General features: G+C 62.2%; 23 protein-coding genes. 8 read left to right on the top strand and 15 right to left on the bottom strand.

Translation table 11 applies throughout. From position 1 onward, the window contains the following. The first annotated feature begins 295 nt into the window (after positions 1 to 295). Entirely contained in the window at positions 296 to 547 is a 252-nt protein-coding gene (locus tag CUJ91_RS30645; RefSeq protein WP_006047565.1) for a GlsB/YeaQ/YmgE family stress response membrane protein, read from the top strand. Positions 548 to 637: 90 nt separating this feature from the next. On the opposite strand, the gene CUJ91_RS30640 is transcribed toward CUJ91_RS30645, so the two are convergent. After that, positions 638 to 1,888, bottom strand: coding sequence for a DUF1479 domain-containing protein (locus CUJ91_RS30640; RefSeq protein ID WP_114157909.1), 1,251 nt, complete (start codon positions 1,886 to 1,888; stop codon positions 638 to 640). Positions 1,889 to 2,039: 151 nt separating this feature from the next. On the opposite strand from CUJ91_RS30640, the gene CUJ91_RS30635 reads away from it, so the two are divergent. Further along, the gene (locus tag CUJ91_RS30635) at positions 2,040 to 3,137 is read left to right on the top strand and encodes an AraC family transcriptional regulator (RefSeq protein WP_114157908.1); all 1,098 of its coding nucleotides are present in this window, start codon (positions 2,040 to 2,042) and stop codon (positions 3,135 to 3,137) included. 165 nt (positions 3,138 to 3,302) lie between these two features. Here the strand turns inward: CUJ91_RS30635 and gltA are convergent, their stop codons facing one another. The 7 genes from gltA to CUJ91_RS30600 form a co-directional block, all read right to left on the bottom strand. After that, positions 3,303 to 4,604, bottom strand: coding sequence for a citrate synthase (gltA, locus tag CUJ91_RS30630; protein WP_006047562.1), 1,302 nt, complete (start codon positions 4,602 to 4,604; stop codon positions 3,303 to 3,305). Between the two features lie 72 nt (positions 4,605 to 4,676). Beyond that, positions 4,677 to 4,949: an FAD assembly factor SdhE gene (locus CUJ91_RS30625; protein WP_006047561.1), complete on the bottom strand. Its 273-nt coding sequence runs from the start codon at positions 4,947 to 4,949 to the stop codon at positions 4,677 to 4,679. Positions 4,950 to 5,034: 85 nt separating this feature from the next. Then, on the bottom strand, positions 5,035 to 5,739 hold the full coding sequence (locus CUJ91_RS30620) for a succinate dehydrogenase iron-sulfur subunit (RefSeq protein WP_114156815.1): 705 nt from the start codon (positions 5,737 to 5,739) through the stop codon (positions 5,035 to 5,037). 30 nt (positions 5,740 to 5,769) lie between these two features. Then, a complete protein-coding gene (sdhA, locus tag CUJ91_RS30615) occupies positions 5,770 to 7,545 on the bottom strand; it encodes a succinate dehydrogenase flavoprotein subunit (protein ID WP_053859657.1) in 1,776 nt (591 codons plus the stop codon). Between the two features lie 4 nt (positions 7,546 to 7,549). Then, the gene (gene sdhD / locus CUJ91_RS30610; RefSeq protein WP_006047558.1) at positions 7,550 to 7,918 is read right to left on the bottom strand and encodes a succinate dehydrogenase, hydrophobic membrane anchor protein; all 369 of its coding nucleotides are present in this window, start codon (positions 7,916 to 7,918) and stop codon (positions 7,550 to 7,552) included. 2 nt (positions 7,919 to 7,920) lie between these two features. Further along, entirely contained in the window at positions 7,921 to 8,337 is a 417-nt protein-coding gene (gene sdhC / locus CUJ91_RS30605) for a succinate dehydrogenase, cytochrome b556 subunit (protein WP_006047557.1), read from the bottom strand. Between the two features lie 169 nt (positions 8,338 to 8,506). Continuing rightward, positions 8,507 to 9,307 carry a GntR family transcriptional regulator gene (locus tag CUJ91_RS30600; RefSeq protein WP_006047556.1) on the bottom strand — a complete coding sequence of 267 codons (801 nt, stop codon included), beginning with the start codon at positions 9,305 to 9,307 and terminating at the stop codon, positions 8,507 to 8,509. A 585-nt stretch (positions 9,308 to 9,892) separates the two neighbouring features. Here CUJ91_RS30600 and CUJ91_RS30595 point away from each other — a divergent pair. The 6 genes from CUJ91_RS30595 (at position 9,893) to acnA (ending at position 18,102) form a co-directional block, all read left to right on the top strand. Then, positions 9,893 to 10,876, top strand: coding sequence for a malate dehydrogenase (locus tag CUJ91_RS30595; protein ID WP_006047555.1), 984 nt, complete (start codon positions 9,893 to 9,895; stop codon positions 10,874 to 10,876). 189 nt (positions 10,877 to 11,065) lie between these two features. Next, complete coding sequence (locus CUJ91_RS30590; RefSeq protein ID WP_114157907.1) at positions 11,066 to 12,064, top strand: HpcH/HpaI aldolase/citrate lyase family protein; 999 nt, start codon at positions 11,066 to 11,068, stop codon at positions 12,062 to 12,064. Positions 12,065 to 12,089: 25 nt separating this feature from the next. Further along, positions 12,090 to 13,259 carry a bifunctional 2-methylcitrate synthase/citrate synthase gene (gene prpC, locus CUJ91_RS30585; protein WP_114157906.1) on the top strand — a complete coding sequence of 390 codons (1,170 nt, stop codon included), beginning with the start codon at positions 12,090 to 12,092 and terminating at the stop codon, positions 13,257 to 13,259. A gap of 99 nt (positions 13,260 to 13,358) precedes the next feature. Continuing rightward, positions 13,359 to 13,862 (top strand): hypothetical protein, encoded by a 504-nt coding sequence (locus tag CUJ91_RS30580; RefSeq protein WP_006047552.1) that lies wholly within the window; start codon positions 13,359 to 13,361, stop codon positions 13,860 to 13,862. A gap of 25 nt (positions 13,863 to 13,887) precedes the next feature. Beyond that, positions 13,888 to 15,339 carry a bifunctional 2-methylcitrate dehydratase/aconitate hydratase gene (locus CUJ91_RS30575; RefSeq protein ID WP_114157905.1) on the top strand — a complete coding sequence of 484 codons (1,452 nt, stop codon included), beginning with the start codon at positions 13,888 to 13,890 and terminating at the stop codon, positions 15,337 to 15,339. A gap of 45 nt (positions 15,340 to 15,384) precedes the next feature. Then, positions 15,385 to 18,102 (top strand): aconitate hydratase AcnA, encoded by a 2,718-nt coding sequence (gene acnA, locus CUJ91_RS30570; RefSeq protein WP_029967393.1) that lies wholly within the window; start codon positions 15,385 to 15,387, stop codon positions 18,100 to 18,102. 1,151 nt (positions 18,103 to 19,253) lie between these two features. On the opposite strand, the gene CUJ91_RS30560 is transcribed toward acnA, so the two are convergent. The 7 genes from CUJ91_RS30560 to CUJ91_RS30530 form a co-directional block, all read right to left on the bottom strand. Further along, positions 19,254 to 19,508 carry an Hpt domain-containing protein gene (locus CUJ91_RS30560; protein WP_114157903.1) on the bottom strand — a complete coding sequence of 85 codons (255 nt, stop codon included), beginning with the start codon at positions 19,506 to 19,508 and terminating at the stop codon, positions 19,254 to 19,256. Positions 19,509 to 19,558: 50 nt separating this feature from the next. Next, entirely contained in the window at positions 19,559 to 20,119 is a 561-nt protein-coding gene (locus CUJ91_RS30555; RefSeq protein ID WP_244231047.1) for a response regulator transcription factor, read from the bottom strand. Positions 20,120 to 20,257: 138 nt separating this feature from the next. Continuing rightward, positions 20,258 to 21,319, bottom strand: a complete 1,062-nt coding sequence (locus CUJ91_RS30550; RefSeq protein WP_107710686.1) for an OmpA family protein — start codon at positions 21,317 to 21,319, stop codon at positions 20,258 to 20,260. A 154-nt stretch (positions 21,320 to 21,473) separates the two neighbouring features. Further along, the gene (locus CUJ91_RS30545; protein ID WP_006047545.1) at positions 21,474 to 22,313 is read right to left on the bottom strand and encodes an ABC transporter permease; all 840 of its coding nucleotides are present in this window, start codon (positions 22,311 to 22,313) and stop codon (positions 21,474 to 21,476) included. A 15-nt stretch (positions 22,314 to 22,328) separates the two neighbouring features. Continuing rightward, on the bottom strand, positions 22,329 to 23,606 hold the full coding sequence (locus CUJ91_RS30540) for an ABC transporter permease (protein ID WP_114157902.1): 1,278 nt from the start codon (positions 23,604 to 23,606) through the stop codon (positions 22,329 to 22,331). A 116-nt stretch (positions 23,607 to 23,722) separates the two neighbouring features. After that, entirely contained in the window at positions 23,723 to 24,772 is a 1,050-nt protein-coding gene (locus tag CUJ91_RS30535) for an ABC transporter substrate-binding protein (RefSeq protein WP_006047543.1), read from the bottom strand. A 105-nt stretch (positions 24,773 to 24,877) separates the two neighbouring features. Then, complete coding sequence (locus CUJ91_RS30530) at positions 24,878 to 25,996, bottom strand: ABC transporter ATP-binding protein (RefSeq protein WP_006047542.1); 1,119 nt, start codon at positions 25,994 to 25,996, stop codon at positions 24,878 to 24,880. Between the last annotated feature and the right edge of the window lie 59 nt (positions 25,997 to 26,055).

Here is a 26,055-nt window from a genome sequence, read left to right as displayed (position 1 = left end):
ACGCCGTCGGGCTCGAACGCAATTCGCCTATCGCGCGGCCAGGTCGAGCCGACAATCGATAGCCGCATCACCGACAGTCCAACGCAGTGCTCAACGGCAAGTGCGGGACATTCCCGGACGTCGTAGTCGCGCCTGGACCTGGGCGCGATTGTTGCGACGGCGCACGCGATGCACAAACCAATGCGCCTTTTTTGGCCCTATCCCGCGTCTCGCGTATGCTCCGAAAAGCGTCGCCGGGAAAGCGGCAGCTCGTAGTAAAGAAGACTGAAGTACTCACACTCTTTGGGAGGTCAGCATGTTTTCCTTCATTGGTACAGTGATCGTAGGGCTGGTCGTCGGATTGATTGCGCGCGCGCTGAAGCCAGGCGACGACCGCATGGGTCTCATCATGACCATCATCCTCGGCGTTGCCGGCTCGCTGATTGCGGGCTACGTCGGACGTGCGCTCGGCTGGTATCAGCCGGGGCAGCCGGCAGGCTGGGTGGCGTCGGTGATTGGGGCGATCGTGCTGCTGGTCATTTATGGAATCGTGCGGCGCCGGGCATGAGCGCCTGGCGGTGACGCGACGCGCCCGCCCGGAGTCGGCTCTGGTCTGCAAGCGAATAAACCGAGTCGTCGCCGGCGGGCATCCGATGCTTTAGCGCGAAAGATCGAAGCCGAGTTGCGCGCGGCCAAGCGGCGTCAAATCGCTTTCCTGAGCGCGGCCGGCGAAGTCCGTTTCGAAGTGGTCGGCGGGAAAGTCGGGCGGACTTTCGCCGCGCAAAAAACTCGGCAACTGACGCTTCAGGTAAGCCTCGTTTTTCGCGCACCACGGCGCCGATGCGATGTACATCACGTTGCTGTAGCCGCTGCCGCGATGCGCGTCCTCGACGGAATGCACGACGTCGCTGTGCCAGAACACCGCGTCGCCCGGCTGCATGTGCGGAATCGGCGTGACTGCTTCGAGCAGCAGGCCGTGCCATTCAGGTTTGATCGACAGCGCGCGGGCGGGTTGAGCGCCGCACAGTTCGTCGTCGGGAACGTCGTCCTGCAACGCTCGCAGAATCACGTAAGCCATCGCGTTGGCGATCGGGATCAATTGCAATGTGCCGTCGCCGGGGCCTTGCGGCGTTAGCGCAGTCCAGCCCTGGAAAGTGCGGAACATCGAACACACCGCCGGCGACGGAATTTCCTGCACGTCCGGCCGATACGCGGCGTCGAACGGGTCATACGCGCGCCAGTTGCCTGACAGCACATGCCGATAAACCTGCTGAAAATTCGTGTCGAGCCAGCGCTCGACCGAGCCGCCATCCACATGCGGCGACAAACCGAGCGACTCGGAACCCGGCGGCCGGCGACGAATCCGATCCGCGTACACCGGCACGCGCTCGGGATCAAAGTGCCGCCGGCCTTCGCTTTCCGACGTCCACAGGCGGTTGAGGAACACGCGCGTATTCGTTAGCTGTGGCGACTGGCGCGCGGCCGTTTGCGGCTTCGACCAGTAGACGCCGTAAATCTGCGGCTTGCTCGACGCCAGGTTGCCGAAATACTTGTCTTCCGCGCGATGCGCCAGCTTGGCGTCGAGGTCGTTACGCTGCACGTATTCGGCGATTTCGTCGTTCCATTCGCTTGCTTGCTGCCGGTCGAAAACGCCGCGCACGACGCATGCGCCGCGCGTTTTGATGCTGGCGATCGTCACCTGATCGACAGCGCCGGACATAATCGACGAATAATCGAACACGGGAATCGCATCGCGCCCCTGCGCGCGGTCGCGGTGAATTGCGTCGATCTGCTGGCGGATCGCGCCTTCCACCTGCTCGAACACTTGCTGGTGGTTCGGCAGCGCGGCGCGCAACGTGCGCTTGTTGCTGCGAATAGCCTCGGGAAGATTGTCGATGACGAGCGGCATGGGTTGTCTCCTTGAGATGATCTGTGTGCTTCGGCCTTCTTGCAGATTAAGGATGTTCGGCCATCGCCAAGCATGCTTTACGGCCACATACCGATACAATCCAGACATTCGCCGCCGTTTCCGGCTCCCGAGTGCGGCCAGGCTGCCTATCGTGAAACCTCAATACGAACGCGTCACCATTCCGGACGGCTGCTCGATCCGCGTCTACCATCGGCAGCTCGCGCAGATACCGTTCGAGTGGCACCACCACCCGGAATACGAACTCACGCTGACGATGAATAGCCGCGGCCGCCGTTTTATCGGCGATCACATCGCGGACTACAGCGGCGACGATCTCGTGCTCGTGCCGCCCGACATGCCGCATACGTGGGCGTCGACGGCGCCGATCGACGCGAGCGCGCCTCAGGTGGCGATCGTCGTGTGGTTCAGCGGCGACTGGGCGCGGCGAATCGCGGACTGCTGCCCGGAGTTCGCGTCGCTGCGCACGCTGCTGCGGCGCGCCGCGCCGGGGCTGCGCTTTCCGAGCGAGGCCGCTGCGTCGATGCGCGAACGAATGGAGGCGTTGCTGGACCCGTCGCCGCGCGTGCGGCTTGGCGCTGTGCTCGACGTGCTCGCGCGGCTTGCGGAAGGCGCTTCGGAGCCGTTGGCGTCGCCGGCGGCGTATCGGAGTGCAACGAAGCGAGGCGGTGCGTCAACGTATAGCGCCGTGCGATTTGCCGGGCCGGGCCGACCGGCCGATTCCGTCGAGGCGGGAGCGGGAGGTGAAGCAGAAGCAAGAACGCGTCGCCCCGTCGGAGGCGTTACCGTCACGCCGGGCGCAAGCGCGTCCGAAGCCGAGCGGCTGAACCGCGTCCTCGATCTGCTCGACCGGCGCTTTCACGAGCCGCTGCGGATCACCGAACTGTGCGAGGTAGCGAACCTGTCCGAGCGCTCGTTGCACCGCTACTTCGTGCGGCATCTCGGCGAAAGCGTCGGGCGCTATCTGAACCGTCTGCGGATCGGCTATGCCACGCGTCAACTGACGGACACGACATGGCCCATCGCGCTGATCGCAGCAAAGGCCGGCTTTGCGAATCTGGCCAATTTCAATCGACAGTTTCTGTCGGCGCGCGGCATGACGCCGAGCGCGTATCGACGCTTCTTCGAGACGCATGGCCGGACCGCGGAAGACGCAGCCGCGACGCCGCATAATTTGCAGATGCGTCCGCCTTCGCTCGAGAGGTCGGGAAGGCGGCAGCGGCGCGAATGAGCTTCCAGGACGAACGGCTCGCCGCACGCAACACCCATCGCAATACGCGTCGAAAACGGAAACGCCCCAACGGTGTACCCGTTGGGGCGTTTTCTATCTCAAGCGTTGAAGCCCACTCAAGCCCGTAGCGAACCAGCCACTACAGGCCAGGCAGACTCAACCCGCTCAGCGTTGCCCGATCGGCTTCGCTTCACGCGGCGTATCGCCGATGAACAACTGACGCGGACGGCCAATCTTCTGCTCAGGATCGGCGATCATTTCGTTCCACTGCGCAATCCAGCCAACCGTACGCGCCATCGCGAAGATACACGTGAACATCGACGTCGGGATGCCCAGCGCGCGCTGCACGATGCCCGAGTAGAAGTCGACGTTCGGGTACAGCTTGCGCGACACGAAGTATTCGTCTTCCAGCGCGATCTTTTCCAGTGCCATGGCGAGCTTGAACAGCGGGTCGTCGTGCAGGCCCAGTTCGTTCAGCACTTCGTGGCAGGTTTCGCGCATCAGCTTCGCGCGCGGATCGTAGTTCTTGTAGACGCGGTGACCGAAGCCCATCAGCTTCACGCCCGAGTTCTTGTCCTTCACCTGCTTGATGAACTCAGGAATGTTGTCGACCGAGCCGATTTCTTCCAGCATGTTCAGCGCCGCTTCGTTCGCGCCGCCGTGCGCCGGGCCCCACAAGCAGGCGATGCCCGCTGCGATACACGCGAACGGATTCGCGCCCGACGAACCGGCGAGACGCACGGTCGACGTCGACGCATTCTGCTCGTGATCCGCGTGCAGAATCAGGATACGGTCGAGCGCGCGCACCAGCACGTCGTTGACCTCGTACTCCTCGCACGGGTTCGAGAACATCATGTGCATGAAGTTCGCGCTGTACGACAGGTTGTTGCGCGGATACGCGAACGGCTGGCCGATGCTGTACTTGTACGCCATCGCGACCAGCGTCGGCAGCTTTGCGATCATGCGAATGGCCGACACTTCACGGTGACGCGGATTGTTGATGTCCAGCGAGTCGTGATAGAACGCCGACAGCGCGCCGACTGCGGCAACCAGAATGGCCATCGGGTGCGCGTCGCGACGGAAACCACGGAAGAAGAAGTGCATTTGCTCATGCACCATCGTGTGATTCGTGACGGTCTTCACGAACTCGGCCTTCTGCTCCGTGTTGGGCAGTTCGCCCTTCAGCAGCAGATAGCACGTTTCGAGGAAGTCGGCGTTTTGCGCGAGGTTGTCGATCGCGTAGCCGCGGTACAGCAGTTCGCCCTTATCGCCGTCGATGTAGGTGATCGCCGAATTGCACGCCGCCGTCGACATGAAGCCCGGGTCGTACGTGAACTTGCCGGTCTGGCCGTACAGCTTGCGGATGTCGATCACGTCCGGGCCGAGAGTGCCCTTGTAAATCGGCATTTCAACGCTCGGCGAATTGTCGCTGAACGATAGCGTGGCTTTAACATCTGACGGGGTCATAGCACATCCTCAATCGAAGTATGTAAACAGGGTTTCGATAATTGCACGCCTGGAACAACGCACTCGCGGCGCTCAAGCGTTGCGCAGCAGCTCCAGGACCCGAATCACATCGGGGTCGGCAAGCTCGCCTTCAGGTTCCTTGCGCGCGAGAAGCAAGTCCATCAGGTCGTTATCGCTCAGCTCGAGCAGGCGCGTAAGTGCGCCCACATCGGCATCGCTGAGGTCATGCTCATATCGGCTGAAAAAACGTTCAAAGATCAGATCGTTTTCCAGCAGGCCCCGCCGCGCGCGCCAGCGAAGACGCGCGCGGCGGAGAGGATCGGACTGATGCGATGCATCGTTCATGTCAATACTTGCCGGGTCGCTCCGCGGCGCTCCGACCGCTCTTTCGGGCAGCCAACGACACGAAGCGTGGGTTATTCACTTCACTCTAGACAGTGCGGCGAACCATCAATTCCTTGATCTTGCCAATCGCCTTCGTCGGGTTGAGCCCCTTCGGGCAGACGTCGACGCAGTTCATGATCGTGTGGCAACGGAACAGACGGTACGGATCTTCGAGGTTATCCAAACGCTCGCCGGTCGCCTCATCACGGCTATCGGCGATAAACCGATAAGCCTGCAGCAGACCCGCCGGACCGACGAACTTGTCCGGATTCCACCAGAAGCTCGGGCACGACGTCGAGCAGCTCGCGCACAGAATGCACTCATACAGACCATCCAGCTCGTCGCGTTCTTCCGGCGACTGCAGACGCTCCTTCTCCGGCGGCGGCGTGTCGTTGATCAGGTATGGCTTGATCGAGTGATACTGGTTGAAGAACTGCGTGAAGTCGCAGATCAGGTCGCGCACCACCGGCAGTCCCGGCAGCGGACGCAGCACGATCTTCTGCGGCAGATCGTTCAGGTTCGTCAGACATGCCAGACCGTTCTTGCCGTTGATGTTCATCGCGTCCGAACCGCATACGCCTTCGCGGCACGAACGGCGGAACGACAGCGTTTCGTCGAGCGCCTTCAGTTTCACCAGCGCGTCGAGCAGCATGCGCTCGTGCGAGTCGATCTCGATCTCGTACGTCTGCATGCGCGGCGCTGCGTCCTTATCCGGATCGTAGCGGTAGATTTCAAATGTACGCTTGGCCATATTGTGGGTCCTTTGACTTGTGCGTGTGCCTTAAAAGGTCCGCGCCTTGGGCGGCACCGATTCAACCGTCAGCGGCTGCATATGCACCGGCTTGTAGTCGAGGCGATCGCCCTCGCTGAACCACAACGTATGGCGCAGCCAGTTTTCGTCGTCGCGATGCTCGAAGTCGTTCTGCGCATGCGCGCCGCGGCTTTCCTTGCGTGCCTCGGCCGAGACCATCGTCGCGCGCGCGACTTCGATCAGGTTCGCCACTTCCAGCGCCTCGACGCGCGCGGTGTTGAACACCTTCGACTTGTCCTTCAGGTGGATATTGTCCACACGCGCCGCCACTTCGCGGATCGCCTCGACGCCTTCCGAGAGCAGCGCCGACGTGCGGAACACGCCCGCATGTTTCTGCATCGTGCCGCGGATGTCGTTCGCCACCGACTGCGCATACTCGCCCGACGACGAGCTTTCCAGCTTCGCCAGACGCGACAGCGCGAAGTCCGCCGCATCGGCCGGCAGCGGCTTGTGGTCCTTGATTTCCTTCACGTGCTTCACGATGTGATTGCCCGCCGCGCGGCCAAACACCACGAGGTCGAGCAGCGAGTTCGTGCCCAGACGGTTCGCGCCGTGCACCGACACGCACGAACATTCGCCGACCGCGTAGAAACCGTTGACCGGCTCCTCGTGACCGCGCGCCGTGCCGACCACCTGACCGTGGATGTTCGTCGGAATGCCGCCCATCTGGTAGTGAATGGTCGGCACAACGGGGATCGGTTCCTTGATGCAGTCGACGTTGGCGAACTTCAGCGCGATTTCGCGGATCGACGGCAGACGCTTCATGATCGTCTCGGCGCCGATGTGCGACAGGTCCAGCAGCACGTGGTCCTTGTTCGGACCGACGCCGCGGCCTTCCTTGATTTCCTGGTCCATCGAGCGCGAAACGAAGTCGCGCGGCGCGAGATCCTTCAGCGTCGGCGCGTAACGCTCCATGAAGCGCTCGCCGTCCGAGTTACGCAGAATGCCGCCTTCGCCGCGCACGCCTTCGGTGATCAGCACGCCCGCGCCCGCCACGCCCGTCGGGTGGAACTGCCAGAACTCCATGTCCTGCAGCGCGATGCCCGAGCGCGCGGCCATGCCGAGGCCGTCGCCGGTATTGATGAACGCGTTCGTCGATGCCGCGAAGATGCGGCCCGCGCCGCCCGTGGCGAACAGCGTGGTCTTGCCTTCGAGGATGTAGACGTCGCCGGTTTCCATTTCGAGCGCGGTCACGCCGAGCACGTCGCCGTCGGCGTCGCGGATCAGATCGAGCGCCATCCATTCGACGAAGAACTGCGTCTTGGCCGCAACGTTCTGCTGATAGAGCGTATGCAGCAGCGCGTGACCGGTGCGGTCAGCCGCGGCGCACGCGCGCTGCACGGGCTTCTCGCCGTAGTTCGCCGTGTGGCCGCCGAACGGGCGCTGGTAGATCGTGCCGTCCGCGTTACGGTCGAACGGCATGCCGAAGTGTTCGAGTTCGTAGACGGCGTTCGGCGCTTCGCGGCACATGAACTCGATCGCGTCCTGGTCGCCGAGCCAGTCGGAGCCCTTGATCGTGTCGTAGAAGTGGTAGTGCCAGTTGTCCTCGCTCATGTTGCCGAGCGACGCGCCGATGCCGCCTTGCGCGGCGACCGTATGCGAGCGCGTGGGGAACACTTTCGAGAGCACACACACCGACAGACCCGCGCGCGCCAGTTGCAGCGACGCGCGCATTCCCGAGCCGCCCGCGCCGACGATAACCACGTCGAACTTGCGACGCGGCAGGGCATTCTTGATTGCAGCCATGCTTTTACACTCTCCAGAGAATCTGCGCGGCGTAGCCCGCACACGCGAGCAGCCAGACGATCGTCAGCGCCTGCAGCAGCAGACGCACGCCCACGGGCTTCACATAGTCCATCCAGATGTCGCGGATGCCGACCCACGCGTGATAGAAGAGCGAGAGCAGCGTGACGAAGGTGGCGAGCTTCATCCATTGCGTGGCGAAGATCGACGCCCAGCCTTCGTAGGAGAAGTCGCGCGCGCCGAAGAACCACGCGAGCAGGATCACCGTGTAGAGCGCCATCACGCACGCGGTGATGCGCTGCGCGAGCCAGTCGCGCAGACCGTAGTGGGCGCCCACGACCAGACGCTTCGAGCCGATTCGGTTATTGGCTGCCATGTTTAGAATGCTCCGAAGAGTTTGAGCGCGAACACGATGGTCAGCAGCGACGACACCACGAACACCACGATCGAGGTCTGCTTGCCTTTCTCTTTGGTGACGGCTTCATGGTTGGTGTCCATCAGCAGGTGGCGAACGCCGGCGCAGAAATGGAACAGGTAGGCCCACGCGAGCACCAGCGTGATGAGCTTGACGATGAGGTTGGAGAGAAAGCCCTTGAAGACTTCGAAGCTCAGCTCGGAAGTCAGGCTCTGGTCGAAGAGGTACAGCAGGAACGGCAACGCGACGAACAGCAGGCCGCCGCTCAGCCGATGCAGAATCGACACGCGCCCCGCAAGAGGCAGGCGATACGCCGTCAATATCTGCCCGATACCGATGTTCCGGAACTCCGGCCTCGGTTTTTTTACCGCTTCAGCCATGCTAGACCCCCTGCTATGTAGTTCACACCAATCCGCAATTTTAGCGCCTTTTCATTTCGCGCTGCAGCGAAAACCCCGACAGGTCCATTGCAGCGCGCGCAATAAAGGCGCCGTCAAACGGCGCGCGTGTGGGACGCCGCGCCTTCAATCCAGCTCGGTCCAGCCCGATTTAGCTGAGATCGTTCTGATAGTAGTACCCGGTTGTGACATACCAACCTCGCCGGACTTCGACCGGCCGATCCCCATAGGTGTAGGACACGCGTTCGACGGACAGCAGCGGAAAACCGGGCGGCACCTGCAGCAGATCGGCCACCGACGGCTCGGCGGCGACCGCGCGGATTTTCTCCGTGGCGCGGATCATGCGCGTGCCGAACTCCGTCTCGAACATCGCGTAAAGAGGACCCTTGTACTCCGACAGCCGCTCCAGCGTCAGCCCGCGAAACACGGCGCCTGGCAGCCAGATTTCATCGAGCACGGTCACTTCGCCGTCGAACTGCAACAGACGCTTGATCAGCACAACGGGATCGGCGGGCTTCAGGTCAAGTTGCCGCGCGATGTCCGCCGATGCACGCAAGCGCCGGCACTCGAGCAGGCGGCTAACGTGCGGATGTTCGGCGCCGTCATCGGCAAGTAACCGCAAAAAGCGAAACTGCGCGCGATCTTCGTTGTGCGTCGCAACGAACGTGCCCTTGCCCTGGCGGCGCACGAGCAGGTTCTCGGCGGCGAGTTCGTCGATCGCTTTACGCACCGTGCCCTGGCTGACCTTGTATCTGGCCGCTAATTCGACTTCACTAGGAATGATCTCGCCGGGCTTCCATTCACCGCTTTCGAGACTCTGCGTGATCAGCCCTTTGATCTGCTGGTACAGCGGGCTGAAAGTGGGTGACGCAGCGGGGACGGCCGCGGATGCACCTTCGCCCGCGGCCGCCTGGCCGCCGGGATTCGTGGTGTTGGCCGGGTTCGAATTCATGCGCGCATTTCATCATAAAGCGCTGGCTCGCGTCCAGCGTTTCCCCGGCAATAGATGTGTCTTATATAAGACATAAGATAATGTTGACTTTGCCTCTGCCGACTCCTACACTCCTTGTCGAGCAAGGGTTTGCGGGCGTTTTGACGGCTCTGCGCTGCATCCGGTTTGGCAGCGCCGCCACGCACTGGCAGCCACTCTGCACCATGCTGTTCCCACGCAGTCCAGGGTTTCGATTCGCCGCCGTTCGTTGGTCCGACGCTTGCCGAAACGCGCTGTTTGCAGGAGCCCGCACCGTGCAGCGGCTGCCCCGGCGCCTCAATGACCGCTCCCGCTCTGAAGAAACGGCCGCTTCCCCGTTTGATATGTCGGCGGAACAGGGGCGAAGCGCCGGCTCGAGAGAGCTCAGCAGTACCGGTTTCCGGCATGGCGGTCTTGCCGCAGCGCCGCTTTCGGCCCGCAATTAACGGGCCGGCAGCGAGCCTCCCGCGAACAGCGAATTCCGCCGTGTTTAACAACGCTTCGCTGAACGCGCATATAGAATGGCGTTTTCCCTAGCGTCTAACGCATCGTCCTGGAGATTTCTCAATGGCTAAGCCCGCAAAGCGCGTTGCCGTCACCGGCGCCGCAGGTCAAATTGCTTACTCCCTGCTGTTCCGCATCGCCAATGGTGATCTGCTCGGCAAGGATCAGCCGGTGATCCTGCAACTGCTCGACCTGCCGCAAGCGCAAGGCGCCGTCAAAGGCGTCGTGATGGAACTGGATGATTGCGCATTCCCGCTGCTGTCGGGCGTCGTGATCACGGACGACCCGAAGGTCGCATTCAAAGACGCCGACGTCGCCCTGCTGGTCGGCGCGCGTCCGCGTTCGAAGGGCATGGAGCGTAAAGACCTGCTGTCGGCAAACGCCGAGATCTTCACGGTTCAAGGCAAGGCGCTGAACGAAGTCGCCAGCCGCGACGTGAAGGTGCTGGTGGTCGGCAACCCGGCCAACACGAACGCCTACATCGCGATGAAGTCGGCACCGGACCTGCCGAAGAAGAACTTCACCGCCATGCTGCGTCTGGACCACAACCGCGCGCTGTCGCAACTGGCCGCGAAGTCGGGCAAGCCGGTCGCTTCGATCGAAAAGCTGGCCGTGTGGGGCAACCACTCGCCGACCATGTACCCGGACTTCCGCTTCGCCACTGCAGAAGGTCAAAACCTGACCAAGCTGATCAACGACGACGAATGGAACCGCAACACGTTTATCCCGACCGTCGGCAAGCGCGGCGCGGCGATCATCGAGGCACGCGGTTTGTCGTCGGCGGCGTCGGCGGCTAACGCTGCAATCGACCACGTGCGTGACTGGGTGCTCGGCACGAACGGCAAGTGGGTCACCATGGGTATTCCGTCGGACGGCTCGTACGGCATTCCCGAAGACATCGTCTACGGCGTGCCGGTGATCTGCGAAAACGGCGAATACAAGCGCGTGGAAGGCCTGGAAATCGACGCGTTCTCGCGCGAAAAGATGGACGGCACGCTGCAGGAACTGCTGGAAGAACGCGAAGGCGTTCAGCATCTGCTCGGCTAAGCACCTGATGCAGACCAACCGGAACTCCGTAGCGTCACCGCGGCGGGTTCCGGTTTTTTTCGTGCGAATCGAGCAGACCAGTCGATTCGCACCCGATCCGAGCGCGTTTTGCCGGTCTGCCTGTACGACCGGACAGAGCGCGCCCGAATCGGTTTTTCCTCAACAAAACCCACGCCCCTGACGCCGAAGATGCGCGCCCTCACACCCGCCGAAGTGCTGTTTGACGGCGAAGTGCCGCCCGCTGTGCTGCCTGCCTGCGATCACTACGCCGGCAGCGAAAAGCTGATGCTGAAATCGCTCGCGTTGCAGCAGCAACTCGGTCCCGTGTTCGACATCACGCTCGACTGCGAAGACGGCGCGCAAGTCGGCCGCGAAGCGGAGCATGCGGAGTTGGTCGCGTCGCTCATCGGCAGCGAGCATGACCGCTTCGGACGCGTCGGCGTGCGGATTCACGACTACGATCACCCGTACTGGCGTGACGACGTGCGCCTGATTCTGCGCGCGGCGAAGCGAGCGCCTGCTTTCATCACGCTGCCGAAAATCCGCAATGTGCTGGACGCAGCCGAAATGGTCGCGTTCATCGAAGCCACGCGGCGTGAGCTTGGCATCGCAAAAGCCATCCCGGTGCAACTGCTCGTCGAAACGCATGGCGCGCTCACGCGTGTGTTCGATCTCGCCGCGTTGCCGGGCGTCGAGGCATTGAGCTTCGGCCTGATGGATTTCGTCTCCGCGCACAACGGCGCGATTCCGGACACGGCCATGCGCTCGCCCGGCCAGTTCGATCATCCGCTCGTGCGGCGCGCGAAGCTGGAGATTTCAGCGGCCTGCCATGCGCACGGCAAGGTGCCGTCGCACAACGTCAGCACCGAAGTGCGCGACATGAGCGTGGTCGCGAGCGACGCCGCGCGGGCTCGCAACGAATTCGGCTACACGCGCATGTGGAGCATTCATCCCGCGCAGATTGAGGCCATCGTGAGCGCGTTCGTGCCGCGCGACGAGGAAATCGCCACCGCCGCCGAAATTCTGCTGGCCGCGCAGTCCGCTCAATGGGGACCCACACGCCATCGCGACACCTTGCACGACCGCGCGAGCTACCGCTATTACTGGTCGGTGCTGCGTCGCGCGCGATCCACCGGCCGCGCGATCCCGCAAGATGCCGCGCCGCTTTTCGGGGACGTGAAGCAATGAGCACGCAAACAGGAGACAGCGGCAGATGAGCGAGACAACGCAAACCGCCGGCGTACAAGGCGGCTTCAAACCGAAAAAATCCGTCGCGCTGTCCGGCGTGACCGCGGGCAATACGGCGCTGTGCACGGTCGGCAAGACCGGCAACGATCTGCATTACCGCGGCTATGACATTCTCGACATCGCGGGCAATTGCGAGTTCGAAGAAATCGCCTATCTGCTCGTGCATGAAAAGCTGCCGACGCAAGCCGAACTCACCGCCTACAAGAGGAAGTTGAAGGCGTTGCGCGGCCTGCCCGCGAACGTCAAGGCCGCACTCGAATGGATTCCCGCGGCCGCGCATCCGATGGACGTGATGCGCACCGGCGTGTCGGTGCTCGGCACCGTGCTGCCGGAGAAGGACGATCACAACCTGCCGGGCGCGCGCGACATCGCCGACAAGCTGATGGCGTCGCTCGGCTCGATGCTGCTCTACTGGTATCACTACTCGCACAACGGCAAGCGCATTGAAGTCGAAACCGACGACGATTCGATCGGCGGCCACTTCCTGCATCTGCTGCATGGTGTCGAGCCGCCGAAGTCGTGGGTCGATGCAATGCATGTGTCGCTCAATCTGTATGCCGAGCACGAGTTCAACGCGTCGACGTTCACCGGGCGCGTGATCGCGGGCACGGGTTCCGACATTTACTCGGCAATTACCGGCGCAATCGGCGCGCTGCGTGGCCCGAAACACGGCGGCGCCAATGAAGTCGCGTTCGAAATCCAGTCGCGCTATCAGACGCCGGACGAAGCGCAAGCCGACATCCGCAGGCGCGTCGAGAACAAGGAAGTGGTGATCGGCTTCGGTCATCCGGTCTATACGATCTCGGACCCGCGCAACAAGGTCATCAAGGAAGTCGCGAAGAAGCTGTCGAAAGAAGCGGGCAACAACAAGCTCTTCAATATCGCCGAGCGTCTTGAAACAGTTATGGCTGAAGTGAAAAAGATGTTTCCGAATCTCGACTGGTTCAGCGCGGTTTCGTACCACATGATGGGCGTGCCGACGGCCATGTTCACACCGCTCTTCGTGATCGCACGCACTGCAGGCTGGAGTGCGCACATCATCGAGCAGCGGATCGACAACAAGATCATCCGTCCGAGCGCGAATTACACCGGACCTGAGAATTTGAAGTACGTGCCGCTAAATAAGCGAAAATAGCGGTCGCTGTGCGCTTCAAGGCGCTGCAGTTCAACCCCGCGGCCGCCAGGACCGGTAGACCGCGTACCGTTTAACTGAAATTAGATAGAAAGGTTCTCCATGAACAAGTTGATGATCGCCGCCGTGATTGGCGCCCTGTCCACGACGATGCTGACCGTCGCGACTGACGCCGCCGCGCAAACGGCGACCACCACGAAGCCCGCCGCCAAGGCCGTGGCCAAGAAGCCGCAGCCGCGCCGTCTGATCAAGCGCAAGGCAAACCCGGTGAAGGAAGCGAAGCTCGATCCGATCCCGGAAGGCGCGGAAAAATGGTCGTGCAACGAAGGCCTGTCGTTCGATCTGAAGGGCGACATGAAGCGTGACCAGATCGTCACGGTTCACTGGGCGAACAAGAACTACAATCTGCCGCGTCAGTCCACGACCACGGGCGCAGACCGTTTCCACGACGCCGCCACCGGCATGGACCTCGTCGTGATCCCGACGAAGGCCATGCTGTTCTCGGACAAGGACAGCTCGCGTCTCGCCGACGAGTGCAAGACGGCAGCCATGGTGCAGGGCGCGCCGGCTCCGACGCAATCGAACGCGATCAACAAGACGAACTAACTGTCGTCATCAGGAAGAGCTCTCGATGTCCGCTCCGATTTCCAACGTGCGACCCGACCCGGACAAAGTCCTGGTCGATATCGTCGACTACGTTCTGGACTATCCGATCGACAGCGCGCTCGCGCTGGAAACCGCGCGTCATTGCCTGATCGATACGCTCGGCTGCGGACTCGAGGCGCTCACCTACCCTGCCTGCACCAAGCTGTTGGGACCCATCGTGCCGGGCACGATCGTCCCCAACGGCGCCAAGGTGCCGGGCACGCCGTTCCAGCTCGACCCGGTTCAGGCCGCGTTCAACATCGGCGCGATGATCCGCTGGCTCGACTTCAACGACACCTGGCTTGCCGCCGAATGGGGTCATCCATCGGATAACCTCGGCGGAATTCTCGCGACAGCCGACTGGCTCTCGCGTACGGCCATCGCAGCGGGCAAAGCGCCGCTGACGATGAAAGACGTGTTGATCGCGATGATCAAGGCGCACGAAATTCAAGGCTGTATCGCGCTCGAAAACTCCTTCAACAAGGTCGGGCTCGATCATGTATTGCTGGTGAAGCTCGCGTCCACGGCGGTCGTCGGTCAGTTGATCGGCCTCACGCGCGACGAGCTCATCAACGCGGTCTCGCAGGCGCTCGTCGACGGGCAAGCGCTGCGCACGTACCGCCATGCGCCGAACACCGGCTCGCGCAAATCATGGGCCGCCGGCGACGCGACCTCGCGCGCCGTACGTCTCGCGCTCATTTCAAAAACTGGCGAGATGGGCTATCCGTCGGTGCTGACGGCGAAGACGTGGGGCTTTTACGATGTGCTCTTCAAGAGCAACGCGTTCAAATTCCAGCGCCCGTACGGCTCCTATGTGATGGAAAACGTGCTCTTCAAGATCTCGTTTCCGGCCGAGTTCCACGCGCAGACCGCCGTCGAAGCGGCCATGACGTTGCAGGCGCAGCTCGTCGCGCACGGCAAGCATGTGGACGACATCCGCAAGATCACGATCCGCACGCACGAAGCCGCGATTCGCATCATCGATAAAAAAGGTCCGCTCAATAACCCGGCCGACCGCGATCATTGCATTCAGTACATGATCGCGGTGCCGCTGATTTTCGGTCGCCTCACGGCTGCCGATTACGAAGATTCGATCGCGCAAGACGCGCGTATCGATGTCCTGCGCGCCAAAATGCAATGCGTCGAAGACGCGCAGTTCACGAAGGATTACCACGATCCCGAGAAGCGTTCGATCGCCAATGCACTGACGATCGAATTCAACGACGGATCGCAGTTCGACGAAGTCGTAGTCGAATACCCGATCGGTCATAAGCGTCGTCGCGAAGACGGAATTCCGTTGCTGGTCGAGAAGTTCAGGACCAACCTCGCGCGCCGCTTCCCGGTCAAGCAACAACTGGCGATCCTCGACGTGTCGCTGGATCAGGCGCGGCTCGAAGCCATGCCGGTCAATGAGTACGTCGATTTGTACGTCATCTAGTCAAGTTAAGTACTGTAGTTCCGCGATCAAACCAAGGAAAACACCATGGCCCACAACCTCCACAAAACGCTCAAGGAATTCGACAGCGGTTCCGGCAAAGGCAAGTTCTACTCCCTGCCGCAACTCGGCAAGGCACTGAACATCAAGATCGACCGCCTGCCGGTTTCGATCCGAATCGTGCTGGAATCGGTGCTGCGTAACTACGACGGCAAGAAAATCGCCGAAGAACACATCACGCAACTGGCGAACTGGAAGCCGACGGCGGCACGCGTCGACGAAATCCCGTTCGTCGTGTCGCGCGTGGTGCTGCAGGACTTCACCGGCGTGCCGCTGCTCGCCGACATCGCCGCAATGCGCGGCGTCGCGAAGCGCGTGGGCAAGAATCCGAAGTCGATCGAGCCGCTGGTCCCGGTCGATCTGGTCGTCGATCACTCGGTGCAGATCGACCACTTCCGCGAAAAGAACGCGCTCGACCTGAACATGAAACTGGAATTCCAGCGCAATAACGAGCGCTACCAGTTCATGAAGTGGGGCATGCAGGCATTCGACACGTTCAAGGTCGTGCCGCCGGGCGTCGGCATCGTTCACCAGGTGAACCTCGAGTACCTCGCACGCGGCGTGCACAAGAAGGCCGACGGCACGGACACCGTGTACTACCCGGATTCGCTGGTCGGCACCGACAGCCACACGACGATGATCAACGGCATCGGCGTGGTCGGCTGGGGCGTGGGCGGCATCGAAGCTGAAGCCGGCATGCTCGGCCAGCCGGTGTACTTCCTGACGCCGGACGTGGTCGGCGTGCACCTGAAGGGCAAGCTGCGCGAAGGCGTGACGGCAACCGACCTGGTGCTGACCATCACCGAACTGCTGCGCAAGGAAAAGGTTGTCGGCAAGTTCGTCGAGTTCTTCGGCGAAGGCACGCGCTCGCTGTCGCTGCCGGACCGCGCGACGATCGGCAACATGGCGCCGGAATACGGCGCGACCATGGGCTTCTTCCCGGTCGACGAAAAAACCATCGACTACTTCAAGGGCACGGGCCGCACGGACGCAGAAATCTCGGCGTTCCAGAACTACTTCAAGGCTCAGAACCTGTTCGGTATTCCGAAGGACGGCGACATCGACTACACGAAGGTCGTCACGCTGGATCTCGGCACCGTCGCGCCGTCGCTGGCAGGCCCGAAGCGTCCGCAAGACCGCATCGAAATCGGTCATGTGAAGTCGACGTTCAGCGACCTGTTCTCGAAGCCGGTTGCCGAAAACGGTTTTGCGAAGAAGCCCGACGATCTGAACGCGCAATACACGACGACCAACGGCGTCAACGTGAAGAACGGCGACGTGCTGATCGCCGCGATCACGTCGTGCACGAACACGTCGAACCCGAGCGTGCTGCTGGCTGCCGGCCTGCTCGCGAAGAAGGCGGTCGAAGCTGGCCTGACGGTCGCTCCGCACATCAAGACGTCGCTGGCTCCGGGATCGCGTATCGTCACCGAGTATCTGACGAAGACCGGCCTGCTGCCGTACCTCGACAAGCTCGGCTTCACGCTGGCCGCTTACGGTTGCACGACCTGTATCGGCAACGCGGGCGATCTGACGCCGGAACTGAACGAAGCGATCACGAAGAACGACATCGTCGCGGCTGCCGTGCTGTCGGGCAACCGTAACTTCGAAGCGCGTATTCACCCGAACATCCGCGCGAACTTCCTGGCTTCGCCGCCGCTGGTCGTGGCTTACGCGATCGCCGGCAACATCACGCGCGACCTGATGACCGAACCGGTCGGCAAGGGCAAGGGCGGCAAGGACGTCTACCTCGGCGACATCTGGCCGACCAGCGACGAAGTCAACGACCTGCTCAAGTTCGCGCTCGACGCGGAAGCGTTCCGCAAGAACTACTCGTCGCTGACCAAGAAGGGCGACCTGTGGAGCAAGATCGAAGGCGAGGAAGGTCAGGTCTACGACTGGCCGAAGTCGACGTACATCGCAGAGCCGCCGTTCTTCGGCGACGACTTCTCGATGACGCCGGCCGACAGCATCGCCGCCGTGAAGAACGCGCGCGCGCTGGGCATTTTCGGTGACTCGGTCACGACCGACCACATCAGTCCGGCTGGCTCGATCAAGGAAGACTCGCCGGCAGGCAAGTGGCTGAAGGCAAACGGCGTGCAGAAGGCCGACTTCAACAGCTACGGCTCGCGCCGCGGCAACCACGACGTGATGATGCGCGGCACGTTCGCGAACGTCCGGATCAAGAACCTGATGATCCCGGCGAAGGCAGACGGTTCGCGCGTGGAAGGCGGCCTGACGATTCACCAGCCGAGCGGCGAACAACTGTCCATCTATGATGCAGCGATGAAGTACATCGACGCCGGCACGCCGACTATCGTGTTCGCGGGCGAAGAGTACGGCACGGGCTCGTCGCGCGACTGGGCGGCGAAGGGCACGCAACTGCTGGGCGTGAAGGCTGTGGTCGCACGCAGCTTCGAGCGGATTCACCGTTCGAACCTGGTCGGCATGGGCGTTCTGCCGCTGCAATTCAAGGGCTCGGACAGCGTGCAATCGCTCGGCATTACCGGCGAAGAAACGTACGACATCGAAGGCCTCGGCGCGGACTTCAAGCCGCAGCAGGAAGTGACGCTGGTGATTCGCAGCAAGGACGGCCAGGAGAAGCGCGTGCCGGTGCTGCTGCGTATCGACACGCCGATCGAAGTCGACTACTACAAGCACGGCGGTATTCTGCCGTTCGTGCTGCGTTCGCTGCTGGCTGCTTAAGGCTCGCGACGACGCAAACAGCTTGCTGTTTTGCAGGGGCTGCGTCCTGTGGAGGGCGCAGCCGACTTTTGAAGCCCGACCTTGGTCGGGCTTTTTTTTCGTCGATGGTTTTAGCGCTTATGGCTGCGCGCGGTCGGCCTGGAAAGCGGCGGGATTGTCGGTAATCCGGCGCTGCGTCATGTGAGCATTCCAGTCGGAGTCGGCTTGCGAAGATGCCGGCGACGTTGCACGTGTGTTGGCGTTTGCGCGCCGCTGTTGAGCGGCCCAATCGAACAATGCCGCGCTCTCGGTTGAGTCGTTTGCGAGAGTTCGCGGTGTGGGCCGCTCGGGTTGCCCCTGTCCCCTCGATACCGAAGAGTTCGCCAGCGAATCAATCGAATGGTTCGATCCGCGACGCAGTCTTTCGATTTCCACGCGATTCGCCAGTGCCGCTGTAGTTGTCGCAGTGCGATACGCTTTTGCCAAGCGGTTGTCCGCGGCGATATGGCGTTGCGTACCGGCGTTACGCTGCGAGTCGGCACGTTGTTGCGGCGAACTCGCTGTGTCGACGCGATATGCGGCTTGCGGTGACCGAGCCGTCACTGACGATGACGCCTGCGCCTGCGCCTGCGCAGTACGTTGAGGCGCTTCTGCCACGCGTGGCATCGGCTTGAGTGCGTCTGGTTGGACGTCTGCTAATGGCTGAACTGTCACGCGGCCAGTACGCGTCGACGTTGCAGACGGCTTTGCCGCTGTTGCGAATTGATCGGCGACGTCATGCGTGGAACAGGTCGCCAGCAGCCACGCGAGCGCAATGCTGCAGCCCACGAAGATCGCGGCGCCAAGCATCCGATCCGAACGCGACGAATGCGGACGCACGTAGTCCGCCTGGAGATAATGCCGCGCTTCTGCCAATTGCTCGTCGAAACGGCTGTCCGAATTGGGCCGCTGCGGCAACTTGTAGAAGAATCGGAACCTGTTGTTCGGGGGATTCCGTCGGCGAGGTTGCGGCCTTGGCGTGTATTGCGGCACGCCCGGCCTTGCCGGTTGCGGGACGCGTTCCTGTGTGTACGACGCCGACCGTCGCCACGAGCCGAAAGGCGGCGGCAAACCGGACAGCGGACGCGAACTGGGAAGCGCAAGCGCGCCCTCGATCAAGGCCAACGGCCTGTTCATGGTCGTGCGCTCCGGTGTTCGTCACGCACGCCTTCGAATTGCTCGATCAGCGCTCGCATGCGTGCGGCAAGCGCATCAATTAATTTGCAAGTGGGCTCGGATCGCGTGGTGGGTACGCGCCGCAATGCGTCCATCAAACTGTGGGCGCCGACAAGTCCTAGCGCCCCGCTGAGCCTGTGCAATAGCGGCGGTAAATCGTCGAAGTCGCCTTCGTCTTGCAGACTGCCGAGACGGTCGAGATCGTTGCGCATCGCTACGCACCATCCTTCGAGAAATGCGCCGAGATCGATCCCTTCGTGGATCAGTGCATCAAGATAGCGGCGATCGAATGGCTCATGAAGAGCGCGTCGCCGATCGCCTTGTTCGACATGCCCCGCGAGAGCATCTGCAAAATGACGAGTTCCTTGTCGGACAGCAGCATGATCCGGCCTTCCTCGCCGCTCGGCGCCATGCCCGGCGCAATGCTCGCGCCGTTGGGTCCGACCGGAAAAACCGTATAGCCCGCGAGCACCGCTTCGACGCCGCGCAAGATTTCCTTCATGTCCTGCGACTTGCCGACGAAGCCGTGAACGCCCGAACGCATTGCGCGCGGCGCGAAGGTCGCCGCGTCGTGGCCCGACAGCACCATCAGGCGAATCGAAGGATGCACGAGCTTCAGACGCGGAATCACATCGAGTCCGCTGATGCGCGGAATGTCCAGGTCGAGTATCGCGAGGTCGGGCTTGTATTGGCGAGCCATCTCGACAGCGGTCTGGCCGTTGTCCGCCTCGACCACTTGTTCGACGCTAAGCAGTTGCATGAGCTGCAACCGGACAATCATCCGGAACGCTGGGTGGTCATCGATAATCAGAATAGTCGACATGTGTTGCATTTCTCCTGAAAAACTTCCATTTCCGGTTGGGGCGATCATGGACTTCTGACGGCCCTCTCGTGACCTCCCGGCAGCCATAAGCCGTTGGCGTCCGCGGGGTACGACGTTCGTGTGCGCAACCTGAGCAGATCAGGAAGGCGCGACGACGAACTCGATCTCCACCCTCCGGTTCGGTGCGAGACATCGCACCAGTTCATCGCGCCTGGTTTGCCGGCATTGCGCCACCGGTTTCGCACTGCCAAGCCCGCGAATAGCGATTGGCACGGTGACGCCGCGAGCGCGCAGATACGCTGCTACCGTTTGCGCGCGTTGCAGCGACAGGCTCTGGTTATGGGCGTTGTCGCCGAGACGGTCGGTGTAGCCGGTGATCCTGAGTTCGCGAAGCGTGGCCGTTGTCTTCATGCTTCGCGCCACTTTGTCGAGTTCGCGTCTGCCGGCGGCCAGCATCGCGGCATCGTTGCCGCCGTCGAAACGGAACAGCGAGTCGGCGCGCAGCGTGACCGTTCGTGGCATTGCCGGACTCTGCGCCGCAGCGCTCGCGGGCACGGCCTGCTTGCATTGCAGCGCGCTCTCGGCCGATTTACGCAAGTTATCCTGAATGTCCGGCAGACGCTTTTCGGCATGAGCGAAGTTGCGTACCCATGCATCATGGCCCGCTTGCATGAGCTGGACTTCAGCGCATGCGAGCGGCTGCTGCGCTTCGCGACACGAAGCCGTGACCGGGTCCGACTTGATGGTATTGACGATCTTCCACAGATCGGGACGCACCACGGAGACGGTGCGCAGCGCCGGATTGGCAGCCGATAACGACGTGCCATTTTCAAGGCCCAGGGTGATGACCGCCGCCTGACCGATGGCCTCCTCGACGAAACCCCAGTGGTCGCCGGCTTGCCGCGCCTCCTGGCCCGCGCTGATCCAGCACTGCGCCTTCGCGCGGAAATAGCCGTTCTGTTCAGGCGGCAAGCGGTTCAGCCGCGCTTGCAATGACGCGAGCGCCGTGCCGCCGCTGGCAGCGGGCGCGTATGCGTTGATCCATTGCGGGTTGGCGGCGCCTGCCGCCTCGTCTTGCGAGGCGCCAATGCCGGATTGAAGCAGGGTGGGGTCTTGAATGCCGAGCCGTGCGCGCGCGGCGTGATCCGCGCAAGCTGTCAGTGTGAGCGCACACACAAGCACGGTTAGCGGGGTTTTCATTGGTTATCTGCGCCTCGCGCATCTTTTTATCAAGGGATAAAAGTATGACGAGACGCAGAAGCCCGCGGAATGGGATGAATCTTAGAACGGTGTCAAGAGTTGTCGATTCTCATGTTGCATCAACGAAGTTACCGGATATTTGCTCGCGCCGCATTTACGCCCGAACCGCTCGCGCCGCATTGCGGCCACGAAGCCATTCCAGCGCCAGCAATAAGCACGTCGAAAAAATAATCAGAATGGTGGCGAGCGCTGCAATCGTCGGGCTGATATTTTCGCGGATGCCGGTGAACATCTGGCGCGGCAGCGTCGTCTGGTCCGCGCCTGCCAGGAAGAGTGTGACGACGACTTCATCGAACGACGTCGCGAACGCAAACAAGGCGCCGGAAATCACGCCTGGTGCAATCACGGGCAATGTGATGCGAAAGAACGTCTTCACCGGATTTGCGCCAAGCGACAAGCTCGCGCGCACGAGGTTGTAGTTGAAGCCCTGCAAGGTCGCGGCCACCGTCGTCACGACAAACGGCACGCCGAGCGACGCATGCGCGAGAATCAGCCCGACATACGTATTGGCGAGTCCGAGCGGCGCAAAAAACAGATACATGCCGACGCCGACAACAACCACCGGCACGATCATCGGCGAAATCAGGATTGCCATCAGCAAGCCCTTGCCGCGGAAGTTGGCTTTCGTGAGGCCGATTGCCGCCAGCGTGCCAAGCACAGTCGCGACCACCGTCGCGGACGGCGCGACAATAAAGCTATTCTTAGCCGCCATACGCCACTCATCAGACGCAATGAGATTCTGATACCAGCGCAGAGACCAACCAGGAATCGGATAGACGAGGAACGTACTCGATGAGAACGACAGCGGCACGATCGCGAGCACGGGCAGGATCAGATACAGCAGCGTGAGCACGGCAAGCGCACGCAACGCGAAATACCACGCGCGCTCCACCCAGGACGTGTGCGGCGCGAACAGGGGCTTGGCAAGTTTCATGTCGGTAGACTCCGTTCAGCCGAGGCTCAGCGATGAACGCGTGAAGCGTCCATAGATCACATACAGCACCAGCGTCGCGGCAAGCAGCAGCGCGCCGAGCGCACACGCCATGCCCCAGTTGATCGTCACGTTGGTGAAGTAGGCCACGTAGTAGCTGACCATCTGGTCGTTCGGGCCGCCGAGCAGCGCCGGCGTGATGTAGTAGCCGATCGCCAGAATGAAGACGAGCAACGCGCCGGCGCCGATGCCGGGATAAGTCTGCGGCACATACACGCGCCAGAATGCGGCGAACGGATGGCTGCCGAGCGAAACGGCCGCGCGCTGATACGTCGGCGGAATCGACTTCATCACGCTGTAGAGCGGCAGGATCATGAACGGCAGCAGAATGTGCGTCATCGAAATATAGACGCCGGTGCGGTTGAACAGCAGCGCGAGCGGATCGTGCAGCAGGCCGCTGCCCACCAGCGCCTTGTTCACGAGACCTTCGCTCTGCAAGATGACGATCCATGCCGCGACGCGCACGAGGATCGACGTCCAGAAAGGAATCAGCACGAGGATCATCACGAGATTCGCGCGACGCTCCGACAGCGTCGAAATCCAGTAAGCGAGCGGATAGCCAAGCAGCAGCGCGAACAACGTAACGGCAGCGCCGATCACGAAGGTGCGGGTGAACACGGCGAGATAGATCTGCTGGTCGGGATCGGTCGGAATGATGTGACCGAACGCGTCCTGCTTGTGATCGAGCGAAGCGAGCACGTAGAACGGCGAATACGGACTGCCGTTCTTCGCGATGGCTTGCCAGTACGCGATGTTGTTCCAGCGTTCGTCGAGCTCGGCGAACTTCGCGTGAAATTGCGCGGGCGTCAGTTGCAACGGCTTGCTGTTGTCGTCGACGAAGGGCATCGCGCGCGCCGACTTGGCGACCAGCGAGCGATAACCAGGAATTTCCACATTGAGCCGGCGCGCGAGCGCGCCCATGCCGTCGCTATCGGCGATGGCGGTCAGATCGGTCGCCAGTGCGGCGTATGCGGCATCGGGCGGCGGCGTCTTGCGGTCCCATGCATGCAGTGCGCTGAGCGTATGCGGCAACGCGTTCACGACTTCGGGATTCTGCGCGGCGCGGGTCAGCAACGCGCCGATCGGCACGACGAAGATCAGCAGCAGAAAAATCGCGAGCGGCGCGATGAGCAGCAGCGCCATCGCACGCTTTTTCGCTTCCGCGGCCTTCAGTTCGCGCTTGAGCCGGCCGGTTGATTCCGGCGTGGAATCGGCGGCGATCGTCATCGTAGTCACACCTGGTCTCCCTGCAAAGCTGCGGACCGGAGCAGCGTTAGTCCGGCTCCAGTCCATCCACCCGCGCGCGCAGCGGATCGCTCCAACGCGCGCGCGTCATCGCATCACTTCACGGCTTACTTCGAAGCCCACGACGAGAAACGCTGCTCCAGCTCGTCGCCATGATCGGTCCAGAACGACAGGTTCTGCAGCACCGCGTTCTTGCCGTTAGCCGGCGAGTTCGGCAGATTCGAGAGCGTCTTCGCGTCGAGCCCCTTGATCGCCGCCACGTTCACCGGACCATAAGCGATGTGGTGCGCGTAGTCCTGCTGCGGCTTCGACGAAAGCGTGTACGCGATGTACTTCTCGGCCAGCGCCTTGTTCGGCGAGCCCTTCGGAATCGCCCAATAGTCGAGGTCGTAAATGCTGCCGTTCCACACGACCTTGAGGTTCTTGCCTTCCTTCTGCGCGGCGTCGATGCGGCCGTTATACGCCGTCGACATCACCACGTCGCCCGCCACGAGAAACTGCGGCGGCTGCGCGCCCGCTTCCCACCACTGGATGTTCGGCTTCAGCTCGTCGAGCTTCTTGAACGCGCGGTCCTGGCCTTCCTTCGTCGCCAGCACCTTGTAGACGTCTTTCGGCGCGACGCCGTCGGCCATCAGCGCGAACTCGAGGTTGTAGCGCGCGCCCTTGCGCATCGCACGCTTGCCCGGAATCTTCTTCACGTCCCAGAAATCGGCCCAGCCGGACGGCGCGCTCTTCAGCTTGTCGGCGTTATACGCGAGCGCCGTCGACCACACGAAAAAGCCCACGCCGCAAGTTTGCGGCGCTTCAGGAATCAGATCCGACTTCTTGCCGATCTTCGACCAGTCGAGCTTTTCATACAGACCTTCGTCGCAACCGCGGCCGATGTCGCCCGACTCCACTTCCACCACGTCCCAGTTGACATGCTTGGCCTCGACCATCGCCTTGACCTTGGCCTGCTCGCCGTTGTATTCGACGGCGGTCACCTTGCTGCTGGTCTGCGATTCGAACGGCTGGTTGAACGCTGCCTTTTGCGCGTCCCCGTTGGCGCCGCCGAAGTTGACGACCGTCAGTTCGGCCGCATTCACCTGCGCCGCGCCCAGCGCGAGCGCCACAGCACCGACAGCGATGGCGCAGCGCGATTTCCCGATCTTGCTCATGGTGTGTTGCTCTCCTTTGGTGGTGGTTTCAAGCATGAGTCCATGCGACGTTCTTATGTGCTGCTGACTGCCCCGCTGATGCAATCATGCTCGCGTTTGCCGCGCTTACGCCCCCGCGAATACCCGCAGATGCTCCGGCGCGAACTCGAGCGCGACGGGCGCGCCGGGTGCGAACGCGTTGAGCGCGTCGGTGCCGAGCGGCACCTTGACGAAGCACTCGTCCTGCTGCGGCAAACCGCAGCGCATCCGCACGTGATCGCCGAAATAGATGAGTCCGCGCGCTTCGCCGGCAAGCGCGTTGGCGCCAGGCCGCGCAGCGCCGTTGGCATGTCCATTGCCGCCCGCCGAGAGCTTCATGCGTTCCGGCCGGATGCACGCGATGGCCGGCGTGCCCGCCCGCGCGCCGCCGATATTGCGGCCCGTCACTCGTGTGCCGTCAGCCAGATGAAGCTCGCAATATTCGCCGTTCACGTTCGCGATCGTGCCGCGCAGCTTGTTGCTGTCGCCGATGAAGTTCGCGACGAATTCGTTGCACGGCGATTCGTAAAGACGGTCCACCGTATCGAGTTGCTGCACGATGCCTTTATCGAAGACGGCGACGCGATCGGACATGGTCAACGCCTCGCCCTGATCGTGCGTGACGTAGACAAAGGTCACGCCGAGCTTCTCGTGCAGCGACTTCAGTTCGTACTGCATGTGTTCGCGCAATTGCTTGTCGAGCGCGCCGAGCGGCTCGTCCATCAGCACGAGTTTCGGCTCGAACACCAGCGCGCGCGCAAGCGCAATGCGCTGCTGCTGTCCGCCCGAAAGCTGCGCGGGATAGCGCTTGGCGAAGCTCTCCATGCGCACCATCTTCAATGCGTTATTCGTGCGATGCGCGCGCTCTTCCGCGGAAACCTTGCGCACGGTCAGCGGATACGCGACGTTCTGCTCGACCGTGAGATGCGGGAACAGCGCGTAGTTCTGAAACACCATGCCGATGTTGCGCTTGTGCGGCGGCACGGTATTGAGCAATGTGCCGTCGAGCCAGATCTCGCCGCCGGTGGGAAATTCGAAACCGGCGAGCATCATCAGACAGGTGGTTTTGCCGGAACCCGACGGCCCGAGCAGCGTCAGGAATTCGCCCTGATAGATGTCCAGATCCAGTTGCTTGACGACCAGCGTTTCGCCGTCGTACGTCTTGCGCACGCCTCGAAAGCTGACGATCACTTCATCCGTTTTCATCGCCGTAGTCTCCTCTGCGGTCGAGCCGGCTGCTCTTGCGTAACAGCGGGCTTGCATCA

This window comes from Paraburkholderia graminis, from assembly GCF_003330785.1.
In the GTDB taxonomy this organism is placed as follows: Bacteria; Pseudomonadota; Gammaproteobacteria; order Burkholderiales; family Burkholderiaceae; genus Paraburkholderia; species Paraburkholderia graminis.
The sequence above is the reverse complement of the archived record's forward strand: the minus strand, read 5'-3'. Positions and strand labels throughout refer to the sequence as shown.